At 67.7% G+C, this 3258-nt stretch carries 5 protein-coding genes and 1 pseudogene; 3 read left to right on the forward strand and 3 right to left on the reverse strand.

The annotated features are described in order from the left end of the window. Nucleotides 1–197: 197 nt before the first annotated feature. Complete coding sequence (locus tag G6027_RS03595; protein WP_182635485.1) at nucleotides 198–800, reverse strand: superoxide dismutase; 603 nt, start codon at nucleotides 798–800, stop codon at nucleotides 198–200. 160 nt (nucleotides 801–960) lie between these two features. Between G6027_RS03595 and G6027_RS03600 the strand changes: the two genes are divergently transcribed. Continuing rightward, entirely contained in the window at nucleotides 961–1401 is a 441-nt protein-coding gene (locus G6027_RS03600) for an NUDIX domain-containing protein (RefSeq protein WP_346995618.1), read from the forward strand. Between the two features lie 15 nt (nucleotides 1402–1416). Here the strand turns inward: G6027_RS03600 and G6027_RS03605 are convergent, their stop codons facing one another. Then, the gene (locus G6027_RS03605) at nucleotides 1417–1590 is read right to left on the reverse strand and encodes a hypothetical protein (protein WP_182635483.1); all 174 of its coding nucleotides are present in this window, start codon (nucleotides 1588–1590) and stop codon (nucleotides 1417–1419) included. Nucleotides 1591–1694: 104 nt separating this feature from the next. Here G6027_RS03605 and msrA point away from each other — a divergent pair, with 104 nt between their 5' ends. Continuing rightward, nucleotides 1695–2372 (forward strand): peptide-methionine (S)-S-oxide reductase MsrA, encoded by a 678-nt coding sequence (gene msrA, locus G6027_RS03610; RefSeq protein ID WP_206682459.1) that lies wholly within the window; start codon nucleotides 1695–1697, stop codon nucleotides 2370–2372. Nucleotides 2373–2524: 152 nt separating this feature from the next. On the opposite strand, the gene G6027_RS03615 is transcribed toward msrA, so the two are convergent. Continuing rightward, a complete protein-coding gene (locus G6027_RS03615) occupies nucleotides 2525–2728 on the reverse strand; it encodes a cold-shock protein (protein WP_007629661.1) in 204 nt (67 codons plus the stop codon). A 204-nt stretch (nucleotides 2729–2932) separates the two neighbouring features. Here G6027_RS03615 and G6027_RS03620 point away from each other — a divergent pair. Then, nucleotides 2933–3258, forward strand: a pseudogene (locus G6027_RS03620) (hypothetical protein); the annotation flags it as partial.

Raw genomic sequence — 3258 nt, forward strand, 5'->3', positions numbered from 1 at the left:
CGTGGTGAGACATCGGCATCGGGCTCCCGGGATACGCGGACGGCTGGTGACCTTGGTCACCCCATGGGGAGCCAGGGTACCCAACTGGACGCTTGACCGAAAGTGCCCGGGTGGGCGGGGCCGGGCCCGCGCGTCTCGTTGGACGAGAACGGGCCCCCGCGCAACTGCGCGGGGGCCCGTTCGTCGGCTCGGAGTGGTCAGCTCTTGGCGGCGGCGTAACGCTCGGCGACGTCCGCCCAGTTCACGACGTTCCACCAGGCCTTGACGTAGTCCGGCTTGACGTTCTTGTACTGGAGGTAGAAGGCGTGCTCCCACATGTCCAGCATGAGCAGCGGGGTCATGTTGATCGAGATGTTGCCCTGCTGGTCGGTCAGCTGCTGGATGATCAGGCGCTGCCCGATGTGGTCCCAGCCCAGGACCGCCCAGCCGGACCCCTGCAGGGTGGTGGCGGCGGCGTTGAAGTGGGCCTGGAACTTGTCGAACGAACCGAACTCGGCGTCGATCGCGGAGGCCAGCTCGCCCTCGGGCTTGTCGCCACCGTCGGGCGACATGTTCTGCCAGAACACCGAGTGGTTGGTGTGGCCACCGAGGTGGAAGGCCAGGTTCTTGCTGAGCAGCGGGGCCTTGGTGGAGATGCTGCCGTCCTCGCGCGCGGCGGCGAGCTGCTCGAGCGCGTCGTTGGCGCCCTTGACATAGGTGGCGTGGTGCTTGGAGTGGTGGAGCTCCATGATCTCGGCGGAGATGTGCGGCTCCAGCGCGCCGTAGTCGTAGGCGAGATCGGGAAGAACGTACTCGGCCATAGTGGTGAGTCCTCTCAGTTGGGTGACGGGCTGCGCGTGGGACCTGCCCATGGCGCCCGTCACGACGTCCGGTTCCCACCATAGTGATCGCACACCGGCGGTGTCGGCCACCGGCACCGGAGCTCCGTGAGTACCGGCCCGACCTGCCATGATCGTGGACGTGGATCATTCTGATTCGAACGCCATCCGCGTCATCTCCGTCTCCGCGGTGGTCCTGACCGGGCCGGACGGGGCGGTGGTGACAGTGCGCAAGACGGGCACGGACCGATTCATGCTCCCCGGTGGCAAGTGGGAACCGGGGGAGTCCCCGTTGGACTGCGCTGTGCGCGAGCTCGGGGAGGAACTGGGGTTGACGCTCGCTCCGGAACTGTTGACCCCGATCGGGCGGTTCGACACCGCGACAGCGAACGAGCCCGGGTTCAGGCTGGTCTCCGAGGTCTTCGCCGCGGAGACGGATCGGCGCATGGAGCCCCGGGCGGAGATCGCCGAGGCCCGCTGGCTGACGGCTGACGAGGTCCGGAGCGTCGCGGAGCTCCCGGAAGACGAGTGCGCGCCGCGGGCCCCACTGCTGGTCAGAGTGGCCCGCGAGGGGTTGACGTGACGGGGTGGGCGCCGATCAGACGGCGAGGATCGCGATGAGCGCGAGGAGCAGCAGGGCGGCGGTGAGGACGCTGACGGCGAGGTTCCGGTGACTGACGTGGTCGCTGCACCCCGACCCCTCGAAAGGCTGGGACGAGCCGCGGTCGAGGATGTCGCGCAGCTGCTGTGCGGCGGGCTTTGAAGCGGTCACGTCGAGCTCCCCACTGGTCGATCTGCGGCCCACCCTAGCGCGAACTATGGTGTTCGTCACATCACGTCCGGATCACGCTGCCGCTACAGGGTTACCCTGGCTGCATGGGCTGGCTACAGGACGCGATCAGGCAATCGACGATGCGCACCAGGACCGAGGTGATCGATGCTGACTCGGCACTGCCGGGCAGGTCTGAGCCGGTCGCGGTGGCGCCGACCAACATCGTCACCGGCAACCCGATGGTGCCGCCGTTCCCCGAGGGGCACGAATCGATAGTGCTGGGGATGGGCTGCTTCTGGGGTGCGGAGAAGATCCTCTGGCAGCTCGAGGGGGTGTGGACCACGGCCGTCGGCTACGCGGGTGGATGGACACCCAACCCCACCTATGAGGAGACCTGTACGGGCGCGACGGGCCACACCGAGGCCGTCCTGGTGGTGTTCGACCCCGAGGTGTTGCCGGTCGAGCGGCTGCTCGCCACGTTCTTCGAGTGGCACGACCCCACCCAGGGGATGCGACAGGGTAGCGACATGGGGACGCAGTACAGGTCTGCTGTGTTCGCCACCACGACCGCGCAACTGGAGACGGCCCGTCGGCTGGGGGCCGCGTATCAGAAGGAACTGGACGCGGCCGGCCACGGGCCCCTGACCACCGAGTTCGGGCTGCTCGGCGAAGTCCGGTCCGGTGTGTTCGCCTACGCCGAGGACTATCACCAGCAGTACCTGGTCAAGAACCCCGGCGGTTACGACTGCCACGTCCGCAGCGGAGTGGCCTGCCCGATCTGAGGTCGCGGGGGCTGCTGGGGGCGCTGCCGCTCACGAGGGCTGCGGGGACTCCCGTCTGCCGAAGTGTTTCGGGCATGCGAAAGGGCCCGGCCGGGATTTCTCCCGGGCCGGGCCCTCACGTCGATGCGGCGTCAGATTGCTCTGACGTCAGATCACATCGGGGTGATGTTCTCCGCCTGCAGGCCCTTGGCGCCCTGCGCGACGTCGAAGGAGACCTGCTGGTTCTCCTCGAGCGAGCGGTAGCCCGAGCCCTGGATGGCGGAGAAGTGCGCGAAGACGTCGGCGGAGCCGTCGTCCGGGGCGATGAAGCCGAAGCCCTTGTCAGCGTTGAACCACTTAACGGTGCCGGTAGCCATATTGGCGTCCTTTCGAGAGTCGGCACTCCGCTTGTCGGAGTACCAGATGATGCAGCAGAGAGCGTGCTGTGTGTTTCCCTGCGGTGCCGCATCGTTCTCTCGCAAGAACGGTGGATCTACAGAAATACAACGTACGTTTTCAACTACTGAGAAGAACCCTACAGTCTCAGAGCCGGTCCGTCACCCCCACGGGGTGTCCGGTAGGTGAATTCGCTGTTCCACCTCGGTTCCGGGCCGCTCTCACGGTCCGCGGGCGACGAGACTGGGCGGGTGTACTCCGACCTGACCCGTGAACTCGATTCCATCCTGGGCGACCTCGCCCCCGGCCGCGCAGAGCGGGCGGCGGACATGGAGCAGGTGGCCCCGACCCACCGTGGCGGCGCCCTGAACCTCGTCGACTACGCGACCCTGCGCCGACACGACCTGCGGGACCTGCAGGACCGGTTGCTCGACGTCGGCGTCTCCCCGCTCGTCGGCTGCGAGGACGACGTGGAGGCGGCTCTCCGGGCCGCCCGTGCCGCGCTGGCGGC

The organism is Dietzia sp. SLG310A2-38A2, assembly GCF_014145095.1.
Taxonomy (GTDB): Bacteria; Actinomycetota; Actinomycetes; order Mycobacteriales; family Mycobacteriaceae; genus Dietzia.